Source organism: Massilia sp. ZL223, assembly GCF_018119395.1.
Taxonomy (GTDB): Bacteria; Pseudomonadota; Gammaproteobacteria; order Burkholderiales; family Burkholderiaceae_D; genus Telluria.
The window spans coordinates 48,084-72,925 of record NZ_JAGPWD010000027.1; the positions used below are offsets into that span (position 1 = coordinate 48,084).

The window sequence follows — 24,842 nt, forward strand, 5'->3', positions numbered from 1 at the left end:
TTGTGGATAAAACCACCCTCATGTGTGAATATCGCATCGCAAGCCCTTGAATTTAAAGGGTTTCAATAAAATGCATTGAAAAGCAGCAACTAGTAGTTTTCCGCACACCATTGAACGACAGGGCTTGTCGATTTTGCCAAGATATGACATAAGCATCAGCTTTGCTCCCGCCACCACGCCACGACTCCTATGCAACGCCCGCCTGATGCCGATCCCGCCTACACCGCCCCGCCGGTGATGACCGTCACCGCCCTGAACCAGCAGGTGGCGCGCCTGCTCGAACGCAGTTTTCCACTGGTCTGGATTGGCGGCGAAATCTCCAACTTCACGCGCGCCAGTTCCGGCCACTGGTATTTCACGCTCAAGGACGATGCCGCCCAGGTACGCGCGGTGATGTTCCGCAGCCGCGCCCAGATGGCCGGCTTCACCCCGCGCGAAGGCGACAAGGTCGAGGTGCGCGCGCTGGTGACCCTGTACGGCGCACGCGGCGACTACCAGATCAACGTCGAGGCCATGCGCCGCGCCGGCGTCGGCCAGCTCTACGAAGCCTTCCTGCGCCTGAAGGAAAAGCTGGCCGCCCAGGGCCTGTTCGACCAGGATCGCAAGCGCGCCCTGCCCCTGTTCCCGCGCACCATCGGCATCGTCACCAGTCCCCAGGCGGCCGCGCTGCGCGACGTATTGACCGCGCTGCGCCGCCGCGCGCCGCATGTACGCGTGATCCTGTACCCCGCCCCGGTCCAGGGGCAGTTCGCGGCGGACAAGATTGCCGAAGCCATCACCACCGCCTCGCGCCGGGCCGAGGCCGATGTGCTGCTGGTCTGCCGCGGCGGCGGCTCGATCGAAGACCTGTGGTGCTTCAACGAGGAATGCGTGGCGCGCGCAATCGCCGCCTGCAGCATTCCCGTGATCTCGGGCGTCGGCCACGAAACCGACTTCACCATCGCCGACTTCGCCGCCGACATGCGCGCCGCCACTCCGACCGCCGCCGCCGAGCTGGCCGCCACGCCACGCGCCGACTGGATCGGCTCGCTCCAGGCCGACGCGCTCGACCTGCGCCGCGCCATGCGCCGCACCCTGTCGGACGCCAGCCAGGGCCTGGACAGCCTCAGCCGCCGTCTGCTGAGCCCGTCGGACCGCATCGGCCACCAGCGCCTCAAGCTCTTGTCGATGGCGACCGCCATGACCCACGCGGCCCAGCATCCGATCAACCGCCAGGGCCTGGTGCTGGCCCAGCTGCGCCAGCGCTGGGCGCGCCACCGCCCCGATATCCGGGCGGTGCGCGCGCAGCTGCTGTCGGACCAGCGCCACCTGAACGCGAGCCTGTGCAGCCAGGTCAAACAGCGGCGCGACGCCCTGGGTGCGCTGGCGGCCCAGCTCGAACTGCTGAATCCGCAGCGCACGCTCGAACGCGGCTACGCCATCGTGCGCGACGCCAAGGGCCAGGTCTTGCGCGACCCGGCCGCCATCCATGCGCGCGACACCCTGACCCTGCGCCTGGCCGGCGGCAGCGCCGAGGTCGGCGTGGCCCATGTGCAGAGCGTGCTCGAGTGAGCCAAGGCCATTTATGCAACATTGCGGTATCCGGTTTAGAATAAGCGCCGCTATCGGAACAAACCCGTCCAACCAACAAAGGAAAGAACATGGAACATACCCTGCCGCCACTGCCGTACGCCAAGGATGCCCTGCAGCCGCACATCTCGGCTGAGACCCTGGAATACCACCACGGCAAGCACCACCAGACCTATGTGACCAACCTGAACAACCTCATCAAGGGCACCGAGTACGAGAACATGCCCCTGGAAGAGATCATCAAGAAGTCGTCGGGCGGCCTGTTCAACAACTCGGCCCAAGTGTGGAACCACACCTTCTTCTGGAACTGCATGACCCCGAACGGCTCGGGCGCACCGAGCGGCAAGGTCCTTGATGCCATCAACGCCAAGTGGGGCTCGTTCGACAAGTTCAAGGAAGAGTTCAACAAGGCTGCCCTGGGCAACTTCGGTTCGGGCTGGACCTGGCTGGTGCAAAAGCCGGACGGCAGCGTCGACATCGTCAACACCTCGAACGCCGCCACCCCGCTGACCACCGCCGACAAGGCCCTCCTGACCGCCGACGTCTGGGAACACGCCTACTACATCGACTACCGCAACGCCCGCGCCAAGTTCCTGGAAGCGTTCTGGAACGTCGCCAACTGGGACTTCGCCAACCAGAACATGGCCTGAATGGCCTGAGGATCCTGTGCCCCGGCACAGGATGCGCGAACGATACGGCCCGCCTTGCGGGCCGTATTGCTTTGTGCCCGGCGAAGGACGGCCTCAGTCGCCTCCACCGCAGCCGCCGCCGCATCCGCCCCCGCCATCCCCTCCGCCGTCGCAGTCCCCACTGCCGTCACCGGTACCGGAACCGGTATCGCCGCCATTGTCTTCCCGCCGGCGCAGCGCCTCCGCGTAGATTTCCTCGCTGATGAACCCGGCCGCGAGCAGCGCCGCCAGCGAGAGTTCGGGCTGGCGCCGCGCCACCCCCAGCCTGCGTCCGCTCGCGCCGAGCCGGGCGTAGGCGACCTCGCCGCGCTCCGTCCAGTAGCCGTGACCGCGCGGCATCCGCAGTCGCGCATCCAGCGTGAAGAGACGCGGCAGCGCCGGACCGTGGACGGGAATGCCATCCAGCGCCCGGCATGCCACCAGGGCCCTGGCCAGCGCGCCCGGCTCCAGGCTGGCCGCCTCCAGGTGCGGCACCGCGGCGCCGAAGTGACGCCGGCAAAAGCGCTCGAGTCCGATCGGGTCGTGCGCCAGCCAGGCATGCCACACCGAATCCGCCGCGAGCGAGGGCAAGGCGCAGGACGCACCCTGCCTGGTGAGCGCGTCGAAGAATCCCAGCAGTCCTTCCGCCGCACGGACGAAAAAAAGGGCATCCCTTGGGATGCCCGGAAACTCGGTCGATGCGCCGTGCCGCCACGCGGCCTCCAGCCCCGGCGGCAACTCCGCCAGCGCGGTCCTGTAGCGCGACGTCCGCAGGTGGCGCTTGACGCGCAGATTGATCAGCCAGTTCATGTTGCCTCCTTTGTGATTGTTATCGGCAGGATCAGCGTAAGCCAGGAATGTGACAGGAACATGACATCCCGGATTCCGCTCTGCCCCCACCCAGGGGGCTAGTCCCGTACCGTCCGCACCACTACATTGACTGACCGAATGCACGGGCGCCATCCGGCCTCCGGCACCGCTCACCCCGACCATGACACATCGACTTCTCTCCGGACTCGCCCTGATGCCCGCCCTGCTCGCATCGCTGCCGGCCAGCGCCAACGATTGGCTCAACAAGCTGGCGAAACAGGCGGCCAACACCGCGATCCAGCAGACGGCAAAGAACCTGAACGCGACGGCATCCGCGCCAAGCTCCGCGCAAAGCCCGGCGCCCACCATGGCAAGCGCTGCCGTCAGCTATCCTGCCCCGACCGCCGCACCACGCGCAGCCCGCATGCGTTTCGAGGACGGCACGATCCTGTATGGCGACTATCTGGCTGATTACTGGAGCCGGCCCGACGCCAGCACGCGCGGCGCAACGCCGGACAGCGACGCACCCGGGCATGTCATCGGCAAGCCGCTCAGCTTTGGCGGCAGCCGCAAGGTCGTGGGCACCGCCGACATGCAGCGCAAGCTCGAAGCGATCTTCCCGCGCGTGCTGGCCCACCCCGCGCTGGCCGGCATCCGCGGTTCCAGCCTGCGGCCGGGCGGCGGCTTCGGCCATGCGAACGGCGGCCCGATGCGCCACGCGACGGCCGGGCAGGCCACCCTGCTGGCCTATCCGATCCGCCTCGAGGATCCCGAAACGCATAAATTCCCCGACGGGACCTTCCACAGCCCCGGCGAAGGCGTCGTCATGCGCATCGGCGTCAACGACACCGACGAGCTCGACGGCCGCACGCCGCTCGGCACCTGGAACGGCATGACGGTGCTGCGCGCCGGCTACATGTTCGTCATCCCGAATACGGAGCGGCCGCTGTACGTGCGCGACGCTTCCGGTCGCCAGGTAGTGAACCCGAACCTGATCGACGTCACCCGGCCGCGCTCGGACATCCAGTTCATGACCGTCTATGTGGGCACCGATTCGGCCGAGCACAACGAGGTCGTGCGCCAGCGCGTGCTGCCCACCTCCGGGTTCGGCCGCCTTGTGGGCGTGCTGTACAACACCGACTGGCGCACCCTGCTCCGGGAAGTCAACGACATTCGCTAAGCGGCCCGCATGAATTTGTCGTGAATCTGTAATCAAATGTCACCCCTTTGGGGAGGGTATGTTTTTCCCTGGACGGTCTTATACAATGGCAGACCCAAGGAGAAACGCATGTACCGAGTGATGTTGGTGGAAGATGACGCGCGGTTGGCCGAGCTCGTCACGGAATACCTGTCTGGCTACGAATTTTCGGTCGATCTGGTGACGCGCGGCGACGCCGCCCTCGGCCGTTTCAAGGAACTCAGCCCGGACGTGGTCGTGCTGGACCTGATGCTGCCCGGCCTGGACGGCATGGTGGTGTGCCGCCAGATCCGCGAACTGTCGGAAGTGCCCATCCTCATCCTCACGGCGCGCGAGGATTCCTACGATGAAGTCTCCGGCCTCGAACAGGGCGCCGACGACTTCGTCAACAAGCCGGTGCAGCCACGCGTACTGCTGGCGCGCCTGCGCGCGCTGATGCGCCGCACCCAGGCCAAGAGCGGCGGCGACACCCGGGTGCTGCAGTTCGGCGCGCTGCGTATCGCCACCTCGGACCGCAGCGTGATATGGCGCGGCCAGCCTTGCGTGCTGTCGAATACCGAATACAAGCTGCTGCTGGTGCTGGCGGAGGCGGCCGGACGCGTGCTGTCGCGCGACGCCCTGCTCAAAAAGATGCGCGGCATCGAGTTCGACGGCCTGGACCGCAGCATCGACAACTGCATCTCCAAGCTGCGCCGCAAGTTCGACGACGTGGATTCGGAGAAGATCAAGACGGTGTGGGGCGAAGGCTACCTGTTCTCGCCCTCCGCCTGGAACTGACTCAGGCGGCGATCAGGACGCCTTCCTCGGCGCCGGGCGCCTCCAGCGCCAGGACCTCGACCAGCCGGTCCAGGGCCAGCGAACGCTCGCCGCGCCACACCAGGTGCGTGCGGTTGGTGGCGAAGCGTTCCGGCAGCGGATGCTGGCTCACCTTGCCGGTCGCGTGCAGCGCCGCCAGCACCGACTTGGGCATGATCGCAAAACCAGTCCCCGCGGCCACGCAAGCGATCATGCCCTGGTAGGAGCCGAATTCGAGCACATGCTCGGGCATGACATTGTCGCCGCCCAGCCAGTCTTCCAGGCGCTTGCGGTACGAGCAGCCATGGGCGAAGGCGATCATCGTGCTGCGCCCCAGGTCGCGCGCGGTCCGGACGCTGCGCACCTCTTTGGACGTGACCAGCACCAGCTCCTCGCGGAACACCACGGTGGATTCGAGCTCGGGCGCCGTGAACGGCTCGGACACGAAGGCCGCCTCGATCTCGTATTGCATCACCCGGTTGATGAGGGCGCCCGTGGTCCCGGTCACCAGTTCCACGACCACCCCCGGATGCTCGGCATGGTAGCGCGACAGGATCGGCGCCAGCCGGCTTCCCGCCGTGCTTTCCAGCGAGCCGAGCCGGAACGTCCCCTGCGGCTTGCCGCTGCGCAGCGCATTGACCGTCTCGTCCGCCAGCCTCAGGAGCCGCAGCGCATAGTTCAGCAGCATCTCGCCCTCGCTGGAGAGCGTCAGCGAGCGCCCTTCCTTGCGGAACAGGCGTACGCCGAGGTAATCCTCCAGCTGGCGGATGCGCGTGGTGACGTTGGACGGCACGCGGTGCAGCTTCTCGGCAGCCCGGATGACGCCGCCCTCCTCGACCACGGTGCGGAAGATGGCAAGGGATTCCAGATCGATCGTTCTCATATGGAGAATGGTACTCCACATTTATTCATTAGTCTTTCATGGGCAAACAAGGTGTAATAGAGCCCATGACCAGTTCCACTCTCAGCTCAAGCCTGCCCTCCGGGCGCACCGCCCTCCTGGTGTGCACGGCGGCCGTCCTCTCCCTGGCGGTGGCCATGGGCATCGGCCGCTTCGCCTTCACGCCGCTGTTTCCCCTGATGGTGAGGGATGGCCTGCTCGACAGCGAAGCCGGCGCCCTGCTCGCGGCCAGCAATTACCTTGGCTACCTGGTGGGCGCCATGCTCGCGTCCAGGCTGAGCCTGAGAGCGGAAACCCTGCTCGCACTCGGCCTGGCCGGCACCGTAGCGGTCACGGCGGCGATCGGCTGGACCGCTTCCTTGCCGGCCTGGGCAGTCCTGCGCTTCCTTGCCGGCGTACTGAGCGCCTGGACCCTGGTCGCGACCAGCACCTGGGGCCTGGGCTGGCTGGCCGCCGCCGGCCGCGCCCACCTGGCGGGGCTGATGTTCGCGGGCGTGGGCCTGGGCATCGCCGCGGCCGGCCTGTTCTGTCTCGCACTGGCGGGCTCCGCCATCTCCTCGCAGGCGATGTGGGTCGACCTGGCCTTGCTGGCGGCGGTCGCCGTGATCCTTCCGCTGGCGGCCAGCAGGCGCCTGCCCGTGCCCGCCCCTGCCGCGGCGGCGCCCGCGCCAGACGCCGCATCGCGTACGTCTGCGGTACGCACGGGCGGCCTGATTGCCTGCTACACCCTGTTTGGTTTCGGATACATCCTTCCGGCCACGTATCTGCCCGCACTGGCGCGCCAGCTGGTGGATGACCCCGCCATCTTCGGCTGGGCCTGGCCCGTGTTCGGCCTGGCCGCGGCCTTGTCGACGGTGCTGGTGTCCTGGCGCCTGCACAAGGCGAATCGCCTGAAGGTGTGGGCCGGCGCCCATGTCGTGATGGCGGCCGGCGTGCTGCTGCCCGCGCTGTGGGTGTCGCTGGCCGGCGTCGTCGCCGCCGCCTTGCTGGTCGGCGGCACCTTCATGGTGATCACCATGGTGGGCATGCAGGAAGCCCGTCACCGCGTCCAAGGCAACGCCGCCGCCATCCTCGGGCGGATGACCGCCGGCTTCGCCTTCGGCCAGCTGATGGGTCCGGTCGTCTCCGGCGCCATCGGCTATCTCACCGCCCATTCCCCGGCCGCCCTGCACACTGCCTTGACGCTCGCAGCAGCCGGCCTGATCCTCAGCGCCATCTGGCTGTGGCGCGAAGCAAGCCATTCCACTCTCATTAAGGAGCATCCATGAACCAAGCTACCGAACTCAACGCAACTGCCCAGGGTTTCGGCGCCTCGGCGTCCCAGCGCCTGCTCATTCCCGACCGCGAGGCCATGAGCGAGGCGCAGCGGGCGGCGGCGGATTCCATCATCAACGGCCCGCGCAAGGCGATCTTCGGTCCCTTCATCCCCCTGCTGCAAACGCCGGCGCTGATGGAGCGCATCGGCAAGACCGGGGAAGCGCTGCGCTTCGAGGGCAAGCTGACAGACAATATCCGCGAACTCGCGATCTGCGTCGTGGCGCGGGAGACGGGGAATCAGTTCGAGTGGCAGACCCATGCGCCCCTGGCGATCAAGGCCGGCGTGCCGGAACAGGCCATCGCGGCGCTGGCGGCGGGGCGGCGTCCGCGCGGCCTGGCGGCTGAAGAAGCCTGCGCCGCCGATTTCGTCGCCGAGCTGATGCTCAGGCACGGGGTCAGCGACGAGACCTATGCGGAAGCCGTCGCCTGCTTCGGCCAGGACGGCGCCGTGGAGCTGACCGCGCTGGCCGGCTATTTCGTGATGGTGTGCTGGGTCATGAATGTCGGCCGGACGCCCGGACCGGCCAATGCGGCGGCGCCTGGCCTGCACGCTTTCCCGGGATAGAAGCTCGCGCGCCTCAGCCCTGGATCTTGCCGTCGGTGGCGCGCAGCATGCACTGCGACAGGCGGTCGAAATGCTGGAGCGCCGCCTGGGTCAGCTCGATCTGTTTGCGCCGGGCGTCGTCGGTGTCGCTCAGCATGATCCAGCCCTTCTCGCGCATGGATTTCAGGCGCGCATGCACGGTGGCGGGCGCGCCCAGCTCGTGCTTGGCCATCATGTCGCGCACGGACAGGCGCAGCTGCTCCTGCTGGGCGCGCGCGACGATGGTGAGGATGCGCTCCTCGAGCGGATCCAGTTCCGGCAGGGTCGGCAGTCCGCGTATTGCTTCGGTCAGTTGCAAAAAACGCAGATAAATATCGGCAGGACGTACCTTCTTCATCAAATCTCGATTCCTGGTTGCAGCAGCACATCGACTTACGCTAAGCTCATAACCTGTATTCGGCAGGCATGTCATTTTACTCCAACGAAAAACAGGCATGAGCCAACTGAAATTGAACCTTGCGATGATTGCCGCGACAATCGTGCTTTTCATCGCCACACTCGCACTGAACGAGCTGCTTTTCACCCGCCTGGAATTTGCCAGCGGCATCAACTGGATCTACCTGCCCGCCGGTGTCCGGCTGCTCTGCACCTTGCTCTTCGGCGGCGCCGGCGCGATCGGCCTGCTGCTGGTCTCGTGGGCGGTCTGCTTCCTGTATTTCTTCCCGGACGACATGATCCGTTCCTTCATCGGCGGCATCCTCGCGAGCGCGGCGCCCTACCTCGTATACCGCATCATGCAGCGCCACTGGGGCCTGCTCGCCACCTTGCAGAACCTGACGCCGAAGCGCCTTCTGATCTGCTCGCTCGCCTTTTCCCTTGCCAGCCCTCTGCTGCATCACCTGTGGTTCGCCTTCGCCGAGCCTCAGCGGCCTCTGCTGTCGGGATTCCTGGTCATGGCCACCGGCGATTTCGTCGGCACCATGATTGTGCTCTACACGGCCAAATTCATCCTGATGCGCATTCCGGTGGGTGCCAGGAGCGGCGCCGGCCTGTAAGCAGGTCGACGTGCGCCAGTCCCAGCCGGGCCTGGGCGCGCAGCTCCAGCACCACGGGATCGTCCGGTTCCGGCCAGGCGTGCAGGATGATGGCCCGGAACATCCGCTCCTGGCGGAACAGCTCGCGCTGCTCGTCCGCGGCATTCCACGCCATCCTGCTTCCGCGGCGCACCCTGGACGCGAGCTGTTCGCAAGGCCCGTCGAGGTCCAGTTCGATGCCGTAGCAACGCGCCGAAATCAGGTTGGCGTCGGTAATGCGATGAAGTGCGATCATCCGGGTTCAGCGTCTGCCAGCTAAAGTCTTTCAGGACTGCAAGCAGCGCGTTCACCACCGCGCACTGCTCACCGGTTACTGTGCATATACAACCAAAAGTGCTATGCTGCTCGCACTGCTCTAAATTATAGAGCAATACGGGCAACATGGACCATAAGGAAGCGGCCATGACAGAGAGTTCTCCATGCGAGCGCCGGCGCGATCTGCACCGACAGGCCCTGATCGAGGTCGGCATTCGCTTGCAAAGACATTTCGGCGACGCCTATGCGGAACGCTACCTGGCGGACGTGAATATCCCGGACTTCACCATCCAGCGCATTCTTGCGCGCGGGGCGTTGCGCAAGCCTGCGGCGCCCCTGGGCATGAACGAACCGCCGCCGGACGGTAATGACGGGCACTAGGCGCCGCTTCTCTCTCAAGGAACGGAAAGGCCGCTTATTCGAACAGCGGCACGATGGCCAGCGGCGCGTTGTAGCTGATGAGCTGGGCGCGTTCGGCGGCGCCGAAGCGGTAGACGACGATCGGAAAATCGTCGTCGAGGTCGCCGATGAAGGCGGGACCGTGGGTCACCGGCAGGACCTGTTCTCCGCCATCCGGACGGCGCAGGCGCACCGCGGCCTCCGCCCCCTTCTTCGGGAACACCAGGCGCACGCCGGCGCACTGGCGCGAGCGCGCCGACGCATCGGCGTAGCGCGCGAAGCCCAGCGCCTGTTCGCAGGCGCTGCGCAGTTCGGCCACCTCGTAGGCGCCGTCGGCGCGCGGCGCCAGCGACACCCGTGGACGGATCGTGAAGCCGCCCAGGCGCCGGTTCGGGGCCAGCACCGCGTTCTCGTCGTAGGCGGCCTTGAGCAGCGGCAGCGTGCCGCGCCCGCTCGCGTCGAGCGGCAGGCTGGTCTGCACCGTCTTGCCGTTCAGGACCAGCTGCAGGCCCTCGCCCAGCACGCCCTTTTCCTTCGGCGCCACCTGCAGATGGTTCTGCAGCAGGTTCTTGGCGCCGCCGTATTTGTCGAACAGCACCATGGTCCGGTAGGCGTCGCGGTAGCTCACCCATTCACCCGCGAGCGGCTGCGACTGCGCCGCGGCCGGGAGGGCCGTCAGGAGCAGGCAGGCGCATGCGGTGATGGAGGCGGATCGCATGATCAGAACCGGTAGGCAAGTGCGGTCGAAACCGTCAGGTGGTTGGGCCGCTCGACGAGCGGGCTGCGGCGTGCATCGCCCATCAGGCGCAGGACCTGGACATTGCTGGTCAGCATCCAGGAAGGCGTCAGCGCCCAGTTCCAGCGCACGCCGAGGCGCAGGTCCTTCAGGCCGCTGTCAGCGGTGTAGACGGCATTCCCGCTGGTGCGCGCCTGCGCCGGGCTGACGCCGAAGTAGGACTGGTTGTAGGCGCGGTTCACGACCGTGGCGCCGGCGCTGAAGGACAGCGTGTGGTGCTGCGCGATCTGGGCGGCCAGGCGCTGGGCGCCCAGCTGCAGCTGGACGCCGTCGCGGTCGATGCCTGCGCCGTAGACCAGGCTGCTGGTGAAGCGCCACTGCGGCGCCAGGTAGTAATTGAAGAAGCCGCCCACCTGCAGGCGGGCGTCGATCTTGTCCATGCCCACCAGCGGATTGCCGCTGCTGCGCGAGAGCGGCTCCGGAATCAGGCTCGGCATCAGGGACGAATTCTCGAAAGCGCCGATCTCGCCGCCGAGGCCGGATTCGTCGCGGCTGGCATGCAGTGTCAGCAAGGGACCGTACTCGACCGTTGGACGCTCGGACAAATGCATGCCGGCGCTCATACCCGAAATGAAGAGGCCATGGCTCCATTGAACCTGGAGCAGGGGCAAGGCCGACACCTTCCTGCTATCCGCGCCTTCATACCGTGGCGCCGAGATCGCGCCCAGCCCGACATACATGTCGCGGCTGCCGTCGGGCATCGGGTTGGTGGTCGGCGTCTGCGCGCTTGCTGCGCTGCCCGAGACGGCCAGGACCAGGGCGAATAGCTTTTTCATGTTCACATCGTCGAAAAGTTCGGTAACCGCGTATTTTACGTCGAGCAAGCCGAACTCTCCCAGTTTGTTACTTCAAAGTACCACACGTCTTCGACGAACTCCGCCGGCGCCTCGGGCTGCACGGTCACGACGTCCATCGGAACGAGGGCCGGGCGGGCTGCCGCCCGGCCACTCCTGAATAAAAAAACCCACCGACACTCGCGCATCAGGTGGGCAAACGGAAAACCTGGTATCCCTGATGAAGCATTATGGTAGACGGCCGTCCTTTTTTATTCCCCCTCTAGATGTAGAGGAATTGTCATCAATTTGTAAGGGCAACTATTTGCTACCGAGCCGGCTTTGCCTGATTAGTTGCACTTGTGCCATCAATTTGCCGAGCCATTCACCTCGTTGCACCTGTACAATGCCGGGTGAGGAGAAGTTATGAGTTTGGCAGCATTCCGAAACCGACAATCACACAGGACGGCACCGTGAACCGGATTTTCTTCCGTTTCTTTGTGCTGGTCATGCTGTCGATCACGGCTGCCACCTTTGTCATCTATTTCGCATTCAGCCGCCTGTTCGGCGACCCGCTAGACGACATCGCGCGGAGCCAGGCCGCCGCCCAGATCTTTCTGCTGGAACAATACGTGGACCAGGCGCCGGCCGACGAGTGGCTGGCGCGCCTGAACAAGGTGCGCGAAGTCTCCACGGTGCGCTACGACCTGATCCCCCTCGAGCAGGCCCGCGCGCAGCTGGGAAGCGGCCGCCGGGCCGCCCTGGACCGCGGCGAGATCGTGCTCGACCCGGCCCGCAAGGCCTTCTTCCGGCGCGTCGACCTGGAGGGCGAGCGCTACATCGGCAGCCACGAGGAAGTGCTGCACGCCCAGAACCTGCCGATCGATATCGGCCAGGCGCTCAAGATGGAAGCCCTGCGCTACGTCATCGTCGCGATCGCCCTGCTGGTGCCGATCGCGCTATGGTCGCGCTCGCACTGGCAGGGCTTGCAGGCGCTGTCCAGCATGGCCGACGAGTTCGGCAGCGGCAAGCTGACGGTGCGCGCCCACATGAAATCCTCGGCCACCATCTATCCGCTGGCCGAACGCATCAACCACATGGCGGGCCGCATCGAGGACCTGCTGGAAGCCCAGCGCAGCCTGCTGAATTCGGTCTCGCACGAACTGCGCACGCCCATTGCGCGCCTGGAATTCGCGCTGGAACTGCTGGACGCGCGCGCCAAGGACCCGGACCTGAGCAAGCGCATCGCCGCCATGGAGGGCGACCTGGCGGAGCTCAACAACCTGGTCAGCGAACTACTCGACATGAGCAAGCTCGACAGCGCGCGTACGCTGCAGAGCGCCACCCTGTCGCTGGACGAGCTGCTCCACGAATGCTGCGGCGCCCTGCCCCATGCCTCGGCCAAGCTCGACTGCGAGTTCGAATCCGGCCTGGGCGCCATCGAGGCCGACGGCCGCCTGCTGGGACGGGCGATCGGCAACCTGCTGCGCAATGCCCAGAAGTACGCGGCCGCGCGCATCCTGTTGTCGGCGCGGCGGCGCGCGGACGGCGTCGAGATCGCCATCGACGACGACGGTCCCGGCATTCCCGAGGAAGAGCGCGACAAGATCTTCGATCCATTCTACCGGCTCGACCGCAGCCGCGACCGCGCCACCGGCGGCTTCGGGCTCGGCCTGTCGATCGCGCAGAAGGCGGTGGCCCTGCACGGCGGCACGCTCAAGGTGGAAAGTTCGGCCCTGGGCGGGGCGCGCTTCGTCATCGCCCTGCCTGGCGGCAAGGGATTAAAGGAGTAAGCGGGAGGAAAAGGGTTGGCGGCGTGCCGCCAACTGGGGAAGGATTACCGGCCGGAGTCTTCGGGCCGCGCGCGTACGTGCGTCACGCCGTACCACAGGTGTTCCCACCAGTGGTCGCGCGAGTGCACGGTAACGAGGCAGGCCTTGTCGATCCCGCCCTTGAAGAGGGGATCGGGGCACTTGTTGGTCAGCAGCGCGTAGCGCTGATTCTCGGCATGGACGAGCGCAATGGCGAGCCAGATGGCGACGAACGCGAAGAACGCCGCCAGCGACCACGCGAGGTGGTTGAAATTACTTGTCTCGAACAGCTCTTCCTCGCGAGGGCGTGAGCCCTCGTACATCTTCAGGACTTCGCGTTCGACATCGTCACTGCTCATTTCGTCTTGGCTGCCTTTGCTACGAGTGCGTCCATGACCTGTTCCGTGGCGGCGAGCGCCTGGTTCATGTTCTGAAGCTTGTTGGCCTCGCCCACGGTGGCCGGGGACAGCACGTATTTACCGTCGATCACGATCGTCGGGGTGCTGCTGACCTTATAGCCCTGCGCCACTTGCGGCAGGCGGCGCAGCTTGGTCTGCACGCCGAACGAATTCCATGCTTCCATGAATTTCGCCTTGTCCAGGCCGTTCTTGACGGCCCAGGCGGTGATGTCCTCATCCTTCATCAGGCGCTGGCGCTGCACGTGCACCGCCTGGAACACCTTGTGATGATACTCCTCCAGCTTGCCCATGGCTTCCAGCGTGAGGAACAGGTGCGCTTCCGGATCGGCCGGGCCCTGGAACGGCAGGTGGATGCGGCGCATGACGATGTTATCGCCCTGCTTCTTGATCCACTGGTTCAGCGTCGGTTCGAAGGCGTTGCATGCCGGGCAGTGGTAAGCGAAGAACTCGATGACCTCGACCTTCTTGCCCGTCGCCTGCACCGGTTGCGGCACCGACAGCGTGGTGTATTCGGCGCCGTTTTTCGGATCGGTCGGCGATGCGTTGGCGAACCCGGCGATCAGGCTGGCGGCAACGAGGGCAAAACGCAGAGAGCGCATAACTATCCTTCCACTAAAAGTGATTGAGCGAACGACCGCGAGATTACCACTTTTTCGGCTCATCCAAGGAGGATGGAGCCCATCTTTTTGCATTTGCTTACCTCTTTAACGCTTCCTTAAGCCAGTGTTACCGCCGCTGGCGCGCGCTCTCGAGCTGCTCGCACAACTGGGCCGCGCCCTGCGCCGTGCGTGGTCCCGGGCGGCTCAGCAGGTCGCCGTCGACCGTGAACAGGTTGCCCCGCTTCACTGCCGTCATGCCCTGGAAGGGCTTCCACAGCGCCAGGCCCGGATTGGCCGGGTCGTAGCGCTTGCCGGCCAGGATGGCTTCCGGATCGCGCTCCACCACCGCCTCGACGCCCACCTGGGGCGCCACCACCTTGAGGGCGCCGAAGATATTGCGGCCGCCGCACAGGCGGATGATGTCGCTCGCGATCTGCTCGTCGTTGAGGGTGTACAGCGGCTGGTCCCAGACCTGGTAGAACACGGTCACCGGCGAACGCTTGCCGTAGCGTTCGCCCAGCGCGGCGATGCGCGCGCGGTAGCCGCCGGCCGCCGCCTGCGCGCTGGCCTCGGCGCCCAGCAGCACGCCCAGGCGCTCGATGCTGCTGGCCACCTGCTCCAGGCGCTTCGGTTCGCTGCGGAAGATCGGCACGCCCAGGCTTTCGAGCTGGGCGATCTGGCGCGGGGTATTCCCGCTGTGCCAGACCACCAGCAGGTCGGGCTTGAGCGCCAGCACCCGCTCCATGTCGATCTGGCTGTTGCTGCCGACGAGCGGCAGGCTGCGCGCGGCTTGCGGGTAGTCGCTGTAGTTCATCGCGCCCACCACCTTGCCGCCGCCGCCGGCCGCGAACAGCAGCTCGGTGACGTGGGGCGCCATCGAGATCACGCGCTGCGCCGGGCGCTCGAGCACGACCTTGCGGCCGGCGTCGTCGACCACGCTCACGGCGGCGTGGGCGCTGCCGGCCGCGAAGGCCAGCAGCGGCAGGAGGCGGGACTTCATCATCAGAAGTCGTAGCGCAGCGACAGCTTCAGCTGGCGGCCGTCGCTCGGATAGATCCCCGAGCGGCAGCCGAAGGCGTTGCTGTAGTAGTCGCGGTCGAACAGGTTCAGGCCGCTGACCGCCACTTCCCAGGCGCCCATGCGGCGCGCATAGCGTGCGTCGACGGTCGTGTAGGAAGGGATGCGCGCGCCGCAGCTGTTGGTGAAGTCGCTGCCGTAGCGCTGGCTGTCGACCCACTGGGCGCCGATGTCGGCGCTCTGGCCGTCGCCCGGCACCCAGGCCAGGCGCCCGCTCACGACGTTCTTCGGCACCAGCACCATCTCACGGCCGGCGTTCGGGCCGGCGGTGAACTCGGCGTCCACGCGCTGCCACTGGCCGGTCAGGCGCCATGCCGCGCCGAGGGCGGCCTGCCCTTCCACTTCCAGGCCCTGGCGGCGGGTCGGATCGAGATTGGTGTTGGCGCCCCAGCCGATGGTCGGATCGTAGAAGATCTCGTTGCGCAGGCGGTGGCGGAACAGGCGCGCCGTCAGCTGACGCTCCTTGCCGCCGGCGGTCACGCCCAGCTCCAGGTCGCGCGAGGTCTGCGGCTGCAGCACGTCGGCGCTCGAGCGCAGGCCGTTCTCGTCGGCGTTGGGCATGCGGTAGCTGCGGCCGGCCTTGGCGAACAGCGTCACCTCCGGCATCACGTCAACGCTGCCTTCCAGCGACCAGGCGTTGAGCGACTGCGAACGGCTATCGGTCGCGGCGCCCAGCACGTCGTCCTTCTCGAATTTCTCGTGGCGCACGCCCGCGGCCAGGCGCGCGTTGTGCGGCGCGTTCCAGCGCAGCTCGTCGCGCAGGTAGATCGCCCTGGAATCCTGGCGCGCGTCGCCCGAACCGAAGTCCGACTTCACCTGGCGCTCCCAGCGGATCAGGTCGACGCCCGCCACCAGCTCGTTGCGCTGGCCGCCCAGCATGGCGCTGTGGCGCACGCGCGGCGAGAACTGGGTCTGCTCCGACGCGTAGGTGGAACGCGACAGCGTGGTGCTGAAGAAGTAGTTGGCGCTCAGGTCGCGTTCGCGGTGCGACAGGTCGGCGGCCAGCTCGAAGGCGCCCACGCGCTGCTCGGCGTAGGCACTGATGCGGTCGGTGTCCAGGGTGCCGAAGTCCCGGAGGGTGAGGCTCTGGCGCGGATTGGCCAGGTATTCGTCTTCCGTGAGCGAACCGGGGAAGCGCGAATCGGAACGCGCGCTCTCGATGCGCAGGCCGGCGCGGCCTTGCGCGTCCCAGGCGTATTGCAGGCCGGCGCTGGCGGTGGTCTGGTCGAAATCGCTGTTGCGGCGATAGCCGTCGCTGCTGCGGTCGGCGATGGACGCGTCGAAGGACCAGGGGCCGGCGCCATGGCTGAGCGAGGCGCGCAGGTCGCGGTGGTCGAAGCGCCCTGCTTCGGCGAACACCGAAGCGCGGGTGCCGGCCTGGCCGGCGCGGCGGGTGATGATGTGGATCACGCCGCCGGTCGCGCCTTCGCCGTACAGCACGCTGCTGCCGCCGCGCGTGATCTCGATGCGCTCGACGCTGTCGACCGGGATCGTCGAGAGCACGGTGTTGGCCAGTTCGTTCTCGTTCAGGCGCACGCCGTCGACCATCACCACCAGGTTCTGGGCGCTGTTGGAACCGAAACCGCGCAGGTCGAGCGCGAAGTCGGGCGAGGCGTCCAGGCTCTGGCGGCCGTACACGCCGCCGACCTTGCGGATCGCTTCGTTGACGTCGGTGGCGCCGGCGCGGCGGATCTCGTCCGCGGTGATGACGGTGGCGCCGATCGGGGCCAGCCCGGCGTCGACCGGGAAGCGGGCGCCGGTGACGACGATGGAGGGAACGGCGTCCTGGGCGCAGGCCTGGGCGGCGAGGACGGACAGGGACAGGGCGCAGGCCAGGGCGAGCGGCTTGATGGCCGGCGCGCTGCGCGGTAGAGCAGCAAAATTCATGTCGGATGCATTTTCGAAAAAGCCACCGGCCTGCGTCCCCGCACGCCGGAGTCAACGGAAGCCGCGTGCGAACGCGCTTCCACCTGTCTGGCCGGTATCCGGGCTTGCAAGACGGACCGCCTCACCTTCCTATGCAGGATGCACAGTGGTTGTCGAGGAAGCCTGTCGCCGATTGGCGACGCTTGTTGACCGTTGCGGGGGCAGCACACCTGGCGATCATGCGTAGCGCGATCGCGTCGTGTTTCCCGTTTAACTGCGCGCGCAGATTGCGCACGCGGGCACCAGAACGGGCCGCATTATAACGCTGGCAAGGCCCAGCCGCCATTTTTGCCTTCCAAGCGCCATTTCGCGCCTTCTGTCGGAAAATCTTGGCGCGGCGACAAGCTTGTCGATATAGTCACTCCACAATCACAACTCATCCTTACACGACAAGGAGTCCTGATGGAGATTCGTTTCCGCAGCCGTTCCGTGCTGGCCGCCGGCGCGGCCGGCGTGGCCTTACTGAGCGCCGGCCTGGCCCTGGCCTGGACCGTCCAGGCCAGCGCGCCCGCCGCCGCGCCGCCGCCCTCGCTCGACGGCATCGCCCTCGCCGCCCCCGACGCCGCCTTCGTGACCACGCCCAGCGCGCCGGATGCCTGGGGCGGGATCCGCACCGGCGAGCAGGCCACCCTGTCCGACCGCGTGGTCCAGTACCGCATCGAGGCCACGCTCGATCCGGTCAAGCACCAGGTGACGGGCCAGCAGCAGCTCACCTGGCGCAACCGCAGCGCCGTTCCCGTGCGCAGCGTCTACGTGCACCTGTACATGAACGCCTTCGAAGGCGCGGGCAGCACCTTCTTCACCGAGCAGCGCCAGAGCGGCCAAGGCTTCCGTACCGGGGTCGAGACCAAGGACGGCGAATGGGGCCACATCGCCCTGCGCAGCGTGCGCCAGGCCGGCGCCAGCGTGCCGTGGCGCTTCGTCCAGCCCGACAACGGCCCGGCCACCGACCACACCGTGGTGCGCATGGACCTGCCGCAGGCGGTCGCGCCGGGCGCCTCGACCACGCTCGACATCGGCTTCGCCACCCAGCTGCCGCGCGTGATCGCGCGCACCGGCTATTTCGGCAGCTTCCACCTGGTGGCGCAATGGTTCCCCAAGATCGCCGTGCTCGAACTGCCGGGCGAACGCGGGGCCACGGCGCCGCGCTGGAACGCGCATGAGTTCCACCAGAACTCCGAGTTCTACGCCGACTTCGGCAGCTTCGACGTCAGCCTCACCGTGCCCAAGGACTATACGGTGGGCGCCACCGGCGAACTGCAGGGCGCACCCGTCGAGAAGAACGGCATGGTGACGCGCCGCTACGTGCAGGCCGACGTCCACGACTTCGCCTGGATGGCCGACCGCAGGAGCGCCAAGCCGCTGGTCGAGACCTGGACCGGCCCGGGCAGCCCGACCGTGACGGTGCAGGTGATCTACCCGCCCGAATACGCCGCCAGCGCCGAGCCGGCGATGAAGGCGGCCAAGGATTCGCTGGCCTACTTCTCGCGCACCCTCGGCCCCTACCCCTACAAGACCCTGACGGTGGTGATCCCGCCCCACAACGCCGAGGAAGCCGGCGGCATGGAGTACCCGACCTTCTTCACCGCCATGGGCTACGACAAGGTGGAGCCGAAGTCGCTGCAGGCCTTCGAGCTCGACGCGGTCACTATCCACGAATTCGGCCACGGCTACTTCTACGGCATCCTGGCCTCGAACGAGTTCGAGGAGCCCTTCCTCGACGAAGGCATGAACGAATACTGGGACAGCCGCATGATGCGCGACCGCGGCCAGCAGGTGTACCCGGCGCCGGCCTTCATGAAACGGCTCGGCATCGACCCGGCCTTCGACGTGTTCGACGGCGTGCGCACCGGCGCCCCGCGCGACAACCCGGCCGACGCGCCTGGCGAGAACGCCTGGCACCGCCTGCAGGGCATCGGCCCGGTGTACTCGCGCAGCGCCATCGTGATGCGCGACCTGGAAGAGCGCATCGGCCGCGAAGCCATGGAGCGCGGCTTCAAGGAATACTACCGCCGCTGGAAGTTCCGCCATCCGGGCATCGCCGACCTGCGCGAAGCCCTCGCCGACGGAACCGGCCAGCGCGCGGCGGTCGAGCGGGTCTTCGCCCAGCAGGTGTTCTCGACCGCCAGGGTGGACGACCGCGTGGCCGAGATCGGCAGCGAGGAAGTCCTGCCGCTGCCGGGCACGCGCATGGCCGGCGGCAAGCAGGTGGAAGACACCCAGGAAGCGGTCGACAAGCGCATCGAGCGCATCCGCGAAGAATGGGACAAGGCGCATCCGAAGCCGGCGGCCGGCACCGGCCCCTTCCCCTACCGCACCACGGTGACCGTGCGCCGCGGCGGCGCGCCGGTGCCGCAGACTTTGGTGGTGAAGTTCGCCGACGGCAGCAGCGAGACGGTGCTGTGGGATACCGACGAGCGCTGGCGCACCTTCACCTGGGTGCGGCCGACCAAGGCCGTGTCGGCCCAGCTCGACCCACGCCGCAGCCACTACCTCGACGTCAACAAGCTCGACGACAGCCGCACCCTCAAGGCCGACCGCAGCGCGTCGACCCGCTGGACCGGCGAATTCGCCGCCTTCGTCCAACTCGTCCTTTCCTTCATCGCGACCGTATGACGACCATGAGCGCACTCCTCGACAAGCAAGCGGCGCCGCCGCATACCATCCCCAGCGCGGCGCCGAGCCGCCTGCCCGCGCCGCTGCGCGCCACCCGCCCGGCCCTGCAATGGCGCCTGGTGCTGCTGTGGCTCGCCGCTCTGCTGCTGCCCACGCTGGCGGCCTCGCTGCCGGTCTGGAACATGCTGGGCGCGGCCTTCGACCACTCGGTCCAGGCGGCGGAACTGGCGCGCCGCCTCGACCTGGTCTCGATCACCGACCTGATCGGCACCGGCAAGCAGTACGGCGCCGCCGTCACCGGCGGCGGCATCGCGGCCCTGGTGCTGACCCTGCTGCTGTCGCCGCTGCTGACCGGCGCCGCGATCACGGCGGCGCGCGCTCCGCAGACTCCGGGCTTCGCGGCCCTGGTGGCGGGCGGCGTGCTCGAATACGGCCGCCTGGCGCGCATGATGATCTGGGCGCTGCTGCCGCTCGCCCTGGTGGGCGCCGTGGCCGGCGTCGCCTTCGACGCCGCCGGCAAGCAGGAGGCCGCCGCCATCGTGGCGGTCGACGCCAGCCTGGCCCTGACCGGCGCGCAGATCCTGGCGGCCGTGCTGTTCCTGGTGGTGCACGCGACCCTCGACCAGGGCCGCGCGGTGCTGGCGCTCGACCGCCGCCGCACCTCCGCCGTGAAAGCCTGGTTCGCCGGCCTGCGCGTGCTGGCGCGCCGCCCGTTCGCCGTGCTCGGCACCTACCTGGGCCTGACGGTTCTGGGCCTGGGCCTGGCGGCGCTGCTGGCGGTGGCGCGCATCAATACACCGCCGCTGGGCGTCGCCGGCTTCGTCGGGGCCCTGCTGCTGACCCAGCTGGCGGTGGCGGTCCTGGCCTGGATGCGCTGCGCGCGCCTGTTCGGCCTGATGGAAGTGGCGCGGGGCGCCAGCAAGGTGTAGGAGGATGGGCTAACATGGGCGTTACGAGCTTTCGAGAGGAGCGCCCATGTCCACCTTACCCACCTATTTCGTCTCGCATGGCGGCGGCCCCTGGCCGTGGATGAAGGAGCAGGTCGGCGCCGCCTACGACCGACTGGAAGCCTCGCTCAAGGCGATGCGGCAGGAGAATGGCGACGCGGTGCGCGCGGTGCTGGTCGTGACCAGCCACTGGGAAGCGCCGCACTTCATGCTGTCCTCCGGCGGCGCACCAGGCATGATCTACGACTACGGCGGCTTTCCTCCCCATACCTACCAGATCCGCTATCCCGCCCCGGGCGATCCCGCGCTGGCCGGCCAGGTAGCGCGCCTGCTGGCCGCGGCGGGCATCGACGCCGAACTCGATCCCGAGCGCGGCTTCGACCACGGCACCTTCTCGATGCTGTATCCGGTGTACCCGGAAGCGCGCATGCCGGTGGTGCAGATGTCCTTGCTGCGCGACCTGGACCCGGCCGCGCACATCGCCGCCGGGCGCGCGCTCAAGCCCTTGCGCGACGAGGGCGTGCTGATCGTCGGGAGCGGGCTGTCCTTCCACAACCTGCGCCAGTTCGGACCGGCGGGACGGGAGGCGTCGCATGCCTTCGACGGCTGGCTGCGGCATGCGGTGGTGGACCTGCCGCCGAGTGAACGCGAACAGGCGCTGCTGCGCTGGAGCCAAGCGCCGCAGGCAGGGGCCGCGCATCCGCGCGAGGAGCATTTGATTCCGCTGATGGTGGCGCTCGGAGCGGCGGAAGATGAAGCGGCAGCCTGTGTGTACCACGAAGATGACTTCTTCGGGAGCCTGGCGGTGTCGAGTTTCCGCTTTGGCGAGCCAGCGGCCGGCGGCGCCGGCACGAATCGATAAGGTCCGGCGATCACCGCGTCGGCGGCAGAGCCGGCATCGCGCTGATGACAGGGTTGTTTAAGTCCCGCGTTTTCCGCGCGCCGCCTGCTCTGCCTTCTCTGCCGCCTTCTCTTCGGCGATGCGCGCCTTCTCCGCCATCTCGACCGCGTGCTGCGCCAGGCTGGCCGCACGGGTTTCCGGCGTCTCCAGGCTGATGCGCCCCAGTGCGCCGCTGCGGTAGTCCTGCAGCAGCATGTGCGAAGCCTTCTCGTAATCGAACTCGCCGCCGCGTACGCGGTAGCCGCGGCGCGCCGCCACGCCTTCGATCACGTCCACGCCGTCCATGCCTTCGGTCTTCAGGCCATAACGGGCCGTGAGCAGCTGCGGGTAACGCTCCAGCAGCACGCTCGCCAGGTATTCAGCGACTTCTTCTTCGATCAGCGCGTTCGAGCCGATCGCGTGGCTGGCCGCCAGCGCCAGGCCGTCGCTCGCCATCGCGATCTTCGGCCACAGCATGCCGGGGGTGTCGACCAGCACAGTGTGCTTGTCCAGGTAGAGGCGCTGCTGGGTCTTGGTCACGGCCGGCTCGTCGCCCACCTTGGCCACGCGCTTTTTCAGCAGCGCGTTCATCAGGGTCGACTTGCCCACGTTCGGGATGCCCATGATCATGATGCGCAGCGGCTTGGTCGGCACGCCGCGGTGCGGCGCCAGTCCCAGGCACAGCGCCGGGATGCGCGCCACGTCGGCCGGCTTCTTGGTCGTCATCGGATAGGCGGTCACGCCTTCCTGGGCGTCGTAATAGGCCTTCCAGGCGGCGGTGGCGGCGGGATCGGCCAGGTCGATCTTGTTCAGGACCTTCAGGCAGGGGCGCTGGCGGAACTTGCGGATCTCCTCGACCAGCGGGTTACGGCTCGCCTCCGGCAGCCGCGCGTCCAGGACCTCGACCACCACGTCGATGTTCTCCATCTGCTCGGCCGCTTCCCTCTTGGCCGCATTCATGTGCCCCGGGAACCATTGTATCGACATACTTTGCTCTCTATATCTTTCGTTCAAGGCGCTATTTTACGCTGGCGCCCGCCCTCCCCACTACACCGGCCGCACTTCTTGATACATTGCAACGCGTTTGAAACATTTGGCGCGCACACTTTCCTTTGGCCGTTAGAGCCGCTGGAGGAGAGAAAGATGAAAGTGCGACAACTCGACAAGCGCCCGCTCGTGCGCCCACTCATGCGTCCATTCTTGCGCTGGTTCTGGTGCGGGATGCTGTGCGGCGCGATCGGCGTCGCCATGATGATGGAGCAGCTCCCGCTGCTGCCGGGCTGAAGCCAAGGCCCGGCAGCAGCGGCGCTCACCCTGCGGGCTGGGCGCAGGCGCTGGGCGGCGCGGCCTGGCCCGGGTCGAAAGCGGCCAGCCGGGCGCGCGCCTCCTTGCGGTCCTTCGCAAACTCGGTCAGGTAGCGGCTGCGCTCCTCGCTCTGCCATTCGGCATCCGAGAAGCCCTTCGGCGACTGGGTCTTGCTGGCGTAGACCTTGCCCTCCAGGCGCGGCAGCAGCAGCCGGTCCGGGTCGGCGTTCTCGCGCAGCAGGTAACCGTCGACATCGCGCAGCACCAGCGGCAGCTGCGGCGCACCGTCCGTCAGCAGCTTGCCGAACACGCTCAGCTTCACGTCCTGCGCGCCTGCTCCCAGTACGTCGTTGAAGGTCGCCAGCGCGAAGGGCTTGCCGCGCGCGTCGTCGACCCGGCCGGTGACGACGTAGCGGCCCGGCTGGCGCACGTCCAGGCGCAGGTAGAAGTTGAGCGAGCCGTTCTCGGTGGCTTCGCGCACCTGCCCGGTCCAGGAGGCCGGCAGGGTCGGCGTGTAGATGACGTCGAACAGGGCGAAGCCGCTGCGTCCGCCCGCCGTGTAGCGCACCTCGGTGCGGATGGTGCCGTGGAAGCCCGCCAGCCCGGTCTGGGCCGGCGACAGCACGCCCGCGAAGGCGCCGTCGCCCGCCACCGGATCGGCGCCGCCGCCGTCGTCCGCGAAGGGCAGCGCCACCTGGGCCGTGGGACGGCTGGCGCCGTAGGTCATGCCCTGCGCCAGCGCCCGCGTCACCACCAGGGGCACCGTCTGGCCCTGGGCGTCCACCGCGCGCAGCGAAAAGGCGACCGCCTCTCCCGCCGCCAGGTAGACGCGCGACTGCGAGGTCTGGAGCAGCACCTTGTCGCTGCTGCCTCCGCCCGGCGTGCGCATCGGGTTCATCTCGGTCACCGGCTGGTTCGGGTGGGCCTGGTCCGGGTTGCGCGCGATCGGCTGCGACTCGTGCGGATACCTGCTGCCTTCGAGGTAGCTGCAATAGGCCTGGTCGGTCTCCCGCACCTGCTCGACCAGCAGGCGGCGCCGCTCCTCGCGGCCGTCCGGGACAGGCAGGCCGCCCTGCTCCGGCAGCTTGGCGAAGAATTGCGGGCCGCTTGAAGAAGGCGGTGCGGCCGTGGCGTGCTGGGTGCCGGCCTCGCCGCCGCGCGCCAGGTAGAGACCGGCGGCGGCGAGGGCCGCGATACCCAGTCCGATGGACCAGGCAAGGCGGCGCGGCTTGCGTGCCTCAGTAGGCACTGTTCACCACGGCGTTGCGCACGACGCCGACGATGCCTGCCCAGTTGCTGTTGGCGTAGTGGTTATAGGCCTCGTTGTCGTCGCGGAAGGCTACCGAGTGGTAGCTCCACTTGACGCTGCCGCCTTCGTTGGCGGCCGTACCCAGGGTCAGGTCGTTGCACCACCAGTCGCTCGGATTGCAGTAGGAGCCTCCCGAACTGCCGGACACGCCGCCGGTGCTGTGGTAGGCCACGGCCTCGTCGTCCTGGCCCGGCAGGATGCCGGAATAGGCTGTGCCCTTGGCGCCGGCATACATGTAGAACCAGACGTTGCGCGTGGTGTTGTGGTTGTACATGGCGCGCGCGGTGGTGGTCTTCAGGTCCTGCACCAGCGGCTCGGAAGTGGTCCAGGAGCCGGCGTCCGAGAGTTCGGAACCGCCGCCCGCGCCCGATGCGGCGCGCACCCACTTGATGTTCCAGCCGGTCTGGGTGCCGCCGTCGGAATTGCCGCATACGCCGCTCGAGTTCGGGGCGGCGTTCTTCTTGTAGCGCGCCGAGCCCCCGTAATTGGCCATCGTGTAGCCCATCATCAGGTCGCCGGCGCTGTGGGTGGCGACATAGCACCAGTTGGCGCCGGTGCAGAAGCAGTCGAGGGCGTCGCGGATCTTGCCGCTCTGGGAAGCGATGCTGCTGCGGCCGTCCCAGTTGACGGCCTTCTTGTTGACCCCGGCGGCGGCGGTCGAAGGTCCCCAATAGGTGAAGTCGTTGTAGTTGCCGATCTGGCCGCCTCCCGTCCTTCCGTTGATCCAGAGGGTGTAGTTGGCGGCAGAGGTGATACCGGAAATCAAAAGCAGGCACAGCGCACACAGCATGCGGATTTGTCTCACTGTCTTCTCCTTGATTATGTTGCGCCGGA

26 protein-coding genes and 1 riboswitch are annotated in these 24,842 nt (G+C 67.4%); of the genes, 13 read left to right on the forward strand and 13 right to left on the reverse strand.

The genetic code is table 11. From position 1 onward, the window contains the following. Positions 1 to 189 precede the first annotated feature (189 nt). Both xseA and KBW95_RS16665 read left to right on the forward strand, forming a co-directional pair. A complete protein-coding gene (xseA, locus tag KBW95_RS16660; RefSeq protein ID WP_211522831.1) occupies positions 190 to 1,551 on the forward strand; it encodes an exodeoxyribonuclease VII large subunit in 1,362 nt (453 codons plus the stop codon). A gap of 89 nt (positions 1,552 to 1,640) precedes the next feature. Beyond that, a complete protein-coding gene (locus KBW95_RS16665; protein ID WP_211528792.1) occupies positions 1,641 to 2,219 on the forward strand; it encodes a superoxide dismutase in 579 nt (192 codons plus the stop codon). Positions 2,220 to 2,312: 93 nt separating this feature from the next. Here the strand turns inward: KBW95_RS16665 and KBW95_RS16670 are convergent, their stop codons facing one another. Beyond that, positions 2,313 to 3,047, reverse strand: a complete 735-nt coding sequence (locus KBW95_RS16670; protein ID WP_211528793.1) for a hypothetical protein — start codon at positions 3,045 to 3,047, stop codon at positions 2,313 to 2,315. Between the two features lie 214 nt (positions 3,048 to 3,261). Between KBW95_RS16670 and KBW95_RS16675 the strand changes: the two genes are divergently transcribed. Together KBW95_RS16675 and KBW95_RS16680 are read left to right on the forward strand one after the other, a co-directional pair. Beyond that, positions 3,262 to 4,227, forward strand: a complete 966-nt coding sequence (locus KBW95_RS16675; protein ID WP_211528794.1) for a hypothetical protein — start codon at positions 3,262 to 3,264, stop codon at positions 4,225 to 4,227. A 108-nt stretch (positions 4,228 to 4,335) separates the two neighbouring features. Then, positions 4,336 to 5,022, forward strand: a complete 687-nt coding sequence (locus KBW95_RS16680) for a response regulator transcription factor (protein ID WP_211522835.1) — start codon at positions 4,336 to 4,338, stop codon at positions 5,020 to 5,022. A 1-nt stretch (position 5,023) separates the two neighbouring features. On the opposite strand, the gene KBW95_RS16685 is transcribed toward KBW95_RS16680, so the two are convergent. After that, positions 5,024 to 5,923, reverse strand: a complete 900-nt coding sequence (locus KBW95_RS16685; protein ID WP_211522836.1) for a LysR family transcriptional regulator — start codon at positions 5,921 to 5,923, stop codon at positions 5,024 to 5,026. Between the two features lie 65 nt (positions 5,924 to 5,988). Here KBW95_RS16685 and KBW95_RS16690 point away from each other — a divergent pair, with 65 nt between their 5' ends. Further along, positions 5,989 to 7,209 (forward strand): YbfB/YjiJ family MFS transporter, encoded by a 1,221-nt coding sequence (locus tag KBW95_RS16690; protein ID WP_211528795.1) that lies wholly within the window; start codon positions 5,989 to 5,991, stop codon positions 7,207 to 7,209. Further along, positions 7,206 to 7,823 carry a carboxymuconolactone decarboxylase family protein gene (locus KBW95_RS16695; protein WP_211528796.1) on the forward strand — a complete coding sequence of 206 codons (618 nt, stop codon included), beginning with the start codon at positions 7,206 to 7,208 and terminating at the stop codon, positions 7,821 to 7,823. Before KBW95_RS16690 ends, KBW95_RS16695 begins: the two co-directional genes overlap by 4 nt. A gap of 13 nt (positions 7,824 to 7,836) precedes the next feature. Here KBW95_RS16695 and KBW95_RS16700 read toward each other — a convergent pair whose 3' ends face one another. Next, entirely contained in the window at positions 7,837 to 8,199 is a 363-nt protein-coding gene (locus KBW95_RS16700) for a winged helix-turn-helix domain-containing protein (protein ID WP_211528797.1), read from the reverse strand. A gap of 97 nt (positions 8,200 to 8,296) precedes the next feature. Here KBW95_RS16700 and KBW95_RS16705 point away from each other — a divergent pair, with 97 nt between their 5' ends. Then, positions 8,297 to 8,857 carry a hypothetical protein gene (locus KBW95_RS16705; RefSeq protein WP_211522840.1) on the forward strand — a complete coding sequence of 187 codons (561 nt, stop codon included), beginning with the start codon at positions 8,297 to 8,299 and terminating at the stop codon, positions 8,855 to 8,857. Here the strand turns inward: KBW95_RS16705 and KBW95_RS16710 are convergent. Beyond that, positions 8,808 to 9,131, reverse strand: coding sequence for a hypothetical protein (locus KBW95_RS16710; protein ID WP_211528798.1), 324 nt, complete (start codon positions 9,129 to 9,131; stop codon positions 8,808 to 8,810). The two genes, KBW95_RS16705 and KBW95_RS16710, sit on opposite strands and share 50 nt — an antisense overlap. A 167-nt stretch (positions 9,132 to 9,298) precedes the next feature. Between KBW95_RS16710 and KBW95_RS16715 the strand changes: the two genes are divergently transcribed. Further along, on the forward strand, positions 9,299 to 9,532 hold the full coding sequence (locus tag KBW95_RS16715; RefSeq protein WP_211522842.1) for a hypothetical protein: 234 nt from the start codon (positions 9,299 to 9,301) through the stop codon (positions 9,530 to 9,532). Positions 9,533 to 9,566: 34 nt separating this feature from the next. Here KBW95_RS16715 and KBW95_RS16720 read toward each other — a convergent pair whose 3' ends face one another. Beyond that, complete coding sequence (locus tag KBW95_RS16720; protein WP_211528799.1) at positions 9,567 to 10,268, reverse strand: hypothetical protein; 702 nt, start codon at positions 10,266 to 10,268, stop codon at positions 9,567 to 9,569. Between the two features lie 2 nt (positions 10,269 to 10,270). Further along, on the reverse strand, positions 10,271 to 11,122 hold the full coding sequence (locus tag KBW95_RS16725) for a MipA/OmpV family protein (RefSeq protein ID WP_211528800.1): 852 nt from the start codon (positions 11,120 to 11,122) through the stop codon (positions 10,271 to 10,273). Between the two features lie 470 nt (positions 11,123 to 11,592). On the opposite strand from KBW95_RS16725, the gene KBW95_RS16730 reads away from it, so the two are divergent. Then, the gene (locus tag KBW95_RS16730) at positions 11,593 to 12,912 is read left to right on the forward strand and encodes an ATP-binding protein (protein ID WP_211528801.1); all 1,320 of its coding nucleotides are present in this window, start codon (positions 11,593 to 11,595) and stop codon (positions 12,910 to 12,912) included. 44 nt (positions 12,913 to 12,956) lie between these two features. Here KBW95_RS16730 and KBW95_RS16735 read toward each other — a convergent pair whose 3' ends face one another. The 4 genes from KBW95_RS16735 to KBW95_RS16750 form a co-directional block, all read right to left on the reverse strand. Further along, positions 12,957 to 13,289, reverse strand: a complete 333-nt coding sequence (locus tag KBW95_RS16735; RefSeq protein WP_211522846.1) for a hypothetical protein — start codon at positions 13,287 to 13,289, stop codon at positions 12,957 to 12,959. After that, positions 13,286 to 13,948 carry a thiol:disulfide interchange protein DsbA/DsbL gene (locus KBW95_RS16740; protein ID WP_211522847.1) on the reverse strand — a complete coding sequence of 221 codons (663 nt, stop codon included), beginning with the start codon at positions 13,946 to 13,948 and terminating at the stop codon, positions 13,286 to 13,288. Before KBW95_RS16740 ends, KBW95_RS16735 begins: the two co-directional genes overlap by 4 nt. A 127-nt stretch (positions 13,949 to 14,075) precedes the next feature. Next, positions 14,076 to 14,948 (reverse strand): cobalamin-binding protein, encoded by an 873-nt coding sequence (locus tag KBW95_RS16745; protein WP_211522882.1) that lies wholly within the window; start codon positions 14,946 to 14,948, stop codon positions 14,076 to 14,078. Positions 14,949 to 14,950: 2 nt separating this feature from the next. Then, positions 14,951 to 16,912, reverse strand: coding sequence for a TonB-dependent receptor (locus tag KBW95_RS16750; protein WP_211528802.1), 1,962 nt, complete (start codon positions 16,910 to 16,912; stop codon positions 14,951 to 14,953). 71 nt (positions 16,913 to 16,983) lie between these two features. Next, positions 16,984 to 17,213, reverse strand: a riboswitch (cobalamin riboswitch). 140 nt (positions 17,214 to 17,353) lie between these two features. On the opposite strand from KBW95_RS16750, the gene KBW95_RS16755 reads away from it, so the two are divergent. Genes KBW95_RS16755 through KBW95_RS16765 form a run of 3 tightly spaced genes read left to right on the forward strand, consistent with a single transcriptional unit; the run spans position 17,354 to position 21,376 of the window. Further along, a complete protein-coding gene (locus tag KBW95_RS16755) occupies positions 17,354 to 19,567 on the forward strand; it encodes a M1 family metallopeptidase (protein WP_211522849.1) in 2,214 nt (737 codons plus the stop codon). Positions 19,568 to 19,572: 5 nt separating this feature from the next. Then, positions 19,573 to 20,496: a hypothetical protein gene (locus tag KBW95_RS16760; protein ID WP_211522850.1), complete on the forward strand. Its 924-nt coding sequence runs from the start codon at positions 19,573 to 19,575 to the stop codon at positions 20,494 to 20,496. A 46-nt stretch (positions 20,497 to 20,542) separates the two neighbouring features. Beyond that, entirely contained in the window at positions 20,543 to 21,376 is an 834-nt protein-coding gene (locus KBW95_RS16765) for a class III extradiol ring-cleavage dioxygenase (RefSeq protein ID WP_211522851.1), read from the forward strand. Between the two features lie 57 nt (positions 21,377 to 21,433). On the opposite strand, the gene ylqF is transcribed toward KBW95_RS16765, so the two are convergent. Continuing rightward, positions 21,434 to 22,381, reverse strand: a complete 948-nt coding sequence (ylqF, locus tag KBW95_RS16770) for a ribosome biogenesis GTPase YlqF (RefSeq protein WP_211528803.1) — start codon at positions 22,379 to 22,381, stop codon at positions 21,434 to 21,436. Between the two features lie 156 nt (positions 22,382 to 22,537). On the opposite strand from ylqF, the gene KBW95_RS16775 reads away from it, so the two are divergent. Further along, a complete protein-coding gene (locus KBW95_RS16775; protein WP_211522853.1) occupies positions 22,538 to 22,678 on the forward strand; it encodes a hypothetical protein in 141 nt (46 codons plus the stop codon). Between the two features lie 25 nt (positions 22,679 to 22,703). Here the strand turns inward: KBW95_RS16775 and KBW95_RS16780 are convergent, their stop codons facing one another. Together KBW95_RS16780 and KBW95_RS16785 are read right to left on the reverse strand one after the other, a co-directional pair. Next, the gene (locus KBW95_RS16780; RefSeq protein WP_211528804.1) at positions 22,704 to 23,948 is read right to left on the reverse strand and encodes a choice-of-anchor X domain-containing protein; all 1,245 of its coding nucleotides are present in this window, start codon (positions 23,946 to 23,948) and stop codon (positions 22,704 to 22,706) included. After that, positions 23,938 to 24,813 carry a hypothetical protein gene (locus KBW95_RS16785; protein WP_373888814.1) on the reverse strand — a complete coding sequence of 292 codons (876 nt, stop codon included), beginning with the start codon at positions 24,811 to 24,813 and terminating at the stop codon, positions 23,938 to 23,940. Before KBW95_RS16785 ends, KBW95_RS16780 begins: the two co-directional genes overlap by 11 nt. Between the last annotated feature and the right edge of the window lie 29 nt (positions 24,814 to 24,842).

Coding starts and splice junctions, on each gene's coding strand:
- xseA (WP_211522831.1), top strand. CDS start 190: ATGCAACGCCCGCCTGATGCCGATCCCGCCTACACCGCCCCGCCGGTG.
- KBW95_RS16665 (WP_211528792.1), top strand. CDS start 1,641: ATGGAACATACCCTGCCGCCACTGCCGTACGCCAAGGATGCCCTGCAG.
- KBW95_RS16670 (WP_211528793.1), bottom strand. CDS start 3,047: ATGAACTGGCTGATCAATCTGCGCGTCAAGCGCCACCTGCGGACGTCG.
- KBW95_RS16675 (WP_211528794.1), top strand. CDS start 3,262: ATGCCCGCCCTGCTCGCATCGCTGCCGGCCAGCGCCAACGATTGGCTC.
- KBW95_RS16680 (WP_211522835.1), top strand. CDS start 4,336: ATGTACCGAGTGATGTTGGTGGAAGATGACGCGCGGTTGGCCGAGCTC.
- KBW95_RS16685 (WP_211522836.1), bottom strand. CDS start 5,923: ATGAGAACGATCGATCTGGAATCCCTTGCCATCTTCCGCACCGTGGTC.
- KBW95_RS16690 (WP_211528795.1), top strand. CDS start 5,989: ATGACCAGTTCCACTCTCAGCTCAAGCCTGCCCTCCGGGCGCACCGCC.
- KBW95_RS16695 (WP_211528796.1), top strand. CDS start 7,206: ATGAACCAAGCTACCGAACTCAACGCAACTGCCCAGGGTTTCGGCGCC.
- KBW95_RS16700 (WP_211528797.1), bottom strand. CDS start 8,199: ATGAAGAAGGTACGTCCTGCCGATATTTATCTGCGTTTTTTGCAACTG.
- KBW95_RS16705 (WP_211522840.1), top strand. CDS start 8,297: ATGAGCCAACTGAAATTGAACCTTGCGATGATTGCCGCGACAATCGTG.
- KBW95_RS16710 (WP_211528798.1), bottom strand. CDS start 9,131: ATGATCGCACTTCATCGCATTACCGACGCCAACCTGATTTCGGCGCGT.
- KBW95_RS16715 (WP_211522842.1), top strand. CDS start 9,299: ATGACAGAGAGTTCTCCATGCGAGCGCCGGCGCGATCTGCACCGACAG.
- KBW95_RS16720 (WP_211528799.1), bottom strand. CDS start 10,268: ATGCGATCCGCCTCCATCACCGCATGCGCCTGCCTGCTCCTGACGGCC.
- KBW95_RS16725 (WP_211528800.1), bottom strand. CDS start 11,122: ATGAAAAAGCTATTCGCCCTGGTCCTGGCCGTCTCGGGCAGCGCAGCA.
- KBW95_RS16735 (WP_211522846.1), bottom strand. CDS start 13,289: ATGAGCAGTGACGATGTCGAACGCGAAGTCCTGAAGATGTACGAGGGC.
- KBW95_RS16740 (WP_211522847.1), bottom strand. CDS start 13,948: ATGCGCTCTCTGCGTTTTGCCCTCGTTGCCGCCAGCCTGATCGCCGGG.
- KBW95_RS16745 (WP_211522882.1), bottom strand. CDS start 14,948: ATGAAGTCCCGCCTCCTGCCGCTGCTGGCCTTCGCGGCCGGCAGCGCC.
- KBW95_RS16750 (WP_211528802.1), bottom strand. CDS start 16,912: ATGAATTTTGCTGCTCTACCGCGCAGCGCGCCGGCCATCAAGCCGCTC.
- KBW95_RS16755 (WP_211522849.1), top strand. CDS start 17,354: ATGGAGATTCGTTTCCGCAGCCGTTCCGTGCTGGCCGCCGGCGCGGCC.
- KBW95_RS16760 (WP_211522850.1), top strand. CDS start 19,573: ATGAGCGCACTCCTCGACAAGCAAGCGGCGCCGCCGCATACCATCCCC.
- KBW95_RS16765 (WP_211522851.1), top strand. CDS start 20,543: ATGTCCACCTTACCCACCTATTTCGTCTCGCATGGCGGCGGCCCCTGG.
- ylqF (WP_211528803.1), bottom strand. CDS start 22,381: ATGTCGATACAATGGTTCCCGGGGCACATGAATGCGGCCAAGAGGGAA.
- KBW95_RS16775 (WP_211522853.1), top strand. CDS start 22,538: ATGAAAGTGCGACAACTCGACAAGCGCCCGCTCGTGCGCCCACTCATG.